Source organism: Bradyrhizobium sp. SZCCHNR1002, from assembly GCF_032381435.1.
Classification (GTDB): domain Bacteria; phylum Pseudomonadota; class Alphaproteobacteria; order Rhizobiales; family Xanthobacteraceae; genus Bradyrhizobium; species Bradyrhizobium aeschynomenes.
In genome coordinates this window covers 1-1,695 of the sequence record NZ_JAUHIS010000019.1, presented here as the reverse complement: position 1 = coordinate 1,695, position 1,695 = coordinate 1, and the positions used below count along the sequence as shown (strand labels likewise).

The 1,695-nt window shown below is 61.4% G+C and carries 1 protein-coding gene; it reads right to left on the bottom strand.

Features of this window, described 5'->3' with window-relative positions; translation table 11 throughout:
• Positions 1-22: 22 nt before the first annotated feature.
• A partial coding sequence (locus QX108_RS33450) for an IS1182 family transposase (protein WP_315787742.1) occupies positions 23-1,695 on the bottom strand: 1,673 nt, incomplete at its 5' end.

The following is a 1,695-nucleotide window of genomic DNA, read 5'->3' as shown; positions in this document are numbered from 1 at the left end:
CGAGGCTGGGCAAGAATCCAAATTAAGAGGCTAGGAGGGCTCGGCGCGGTGCGACTTCGAGCCATAGCCGTATCATCGTCCAGTTTCGGATCAAGGGAAGCGGAATCGCCTCCCATGCGCCGTTGGCCTCGGCAGAGGTGGCGTGTTGAGCTGCAATAGCCCACGCGGTGATGCGGGCGAGGAAGTCGTTCAAGCCGAGAATGTTGAGGACGCGGCTAAAGTTGTAGGAGAGCGCCATGAGGCTCCATTCCCCGCGAACCTTGTCGAAGCTGCGGACGAGGAAATGCTGATAGCCGGCGCGGCACTTGAGTGTGCCGAACGGATGTTCGACGAGAGCTGAGCGGCGGCGCATCAGTTTGCGGGCCTGTTCGCTTGCCATCCTCTGGCGGTGACGATCCAGCACCTCTTCGTGCTCCCACCGAGAGACGTTGCGGCTTTTGGCCTTCGCGGAGAGGCAAGACGTCTTGAGGGGGCAGACGCTGCAGGTCGGCACTGAGCCCAGGTAACGGCGTTCCATTCTGCCGCTCGTATTCTTCCAGAGCTTCTTCGTGGGATGCAGCGCCTGGCCTGCGGGACATCGGTAGGTATCGGTCGAGGAATCGTAGCTGAAGTCACTTCGGGTGAAGCGGGTGTGCTTCTTGCCGTTGCCGTGATGCAGCGGGACATAGGCGGTGATGGCATCATCCTCGCAAGCCTTGATATCCTCGCTGTTGTAATAGCCGACATCGGCCAATATCTGCAGCGAAGAGACCTCGAGGTTCTCCTTGGCCGCTATCGCCATCATATGCAGGTGTCGGACATCGCTGCGATTGACGACCTCGCTGGCGACGATCAGCTTGTTCTTGTCGTCGACGACGCTCTGGACGTTGTAGCCTGCAATCGTCTGATCGCCCTTGCTCAGCAGCCGCGCATCGGGGTCGGTCTTCGACACCTGTCCCTTGTCGTTCTTGTCCAGGTTCTCCAGATCGGACTGGGCGCGCTCACGCCGCGCCATCAGTTCCTTGATCCTGTCCCCGACATCGCCGCCGCCATGGCCATCCTTGCCGTCGTCAGGCCGCTTGGCTTCCGCTGCATCGTTGGTGTCGAGGGACTTGCCGTACGCCTCGATCTCCTCATCGAGCTTGGCGATCTGCTTGGCGAGCTTCCCGCGCGTGAAGATGCTGTCCTTGCTGGCATTGCCGTGGAACAGCGCGCCGTCGACCGCGACCAGCGTCCCGCCGATCAGATCGAGCTCGCGAAGCAGCAGCACGAAACTGCGGTTCGCGGCCTTCAGGGCCGCCCAGTTCTCCTTGCGGAAATTGGCGATCGTCCGGTAGCCCGGCTTGAGAGACTTCAGCAGCCAGATCAGCTCCAGATTGCGGCAGGCTTCACGCTCCAGCCGTCGCGATGACCGGATCTGGTTGATGTAGCCATACAGGTACAGCTTCAGCAGGTCGGACGGATCGTAGGGCGGTTGCCCCGCTCCCGCCGCACGCTGGTTGGCGTGCCGAAACCCGAGCTTGGCAAGGTCGAGCGCGTCGACATAGCTATCGATCGCACGAACCGGATTGTCCGCAGATACGTAATCCTCGATCCGCGGTGGAAACAGGCTGGCTTGCTCGCGGCTCTCACCGCTCTTGAACGGGCGATTCGTCATAGGCCGAATCGTACATCCCGCCACGCAAAACGCCCGAGATTCTTGCCCAGCCTCGACGG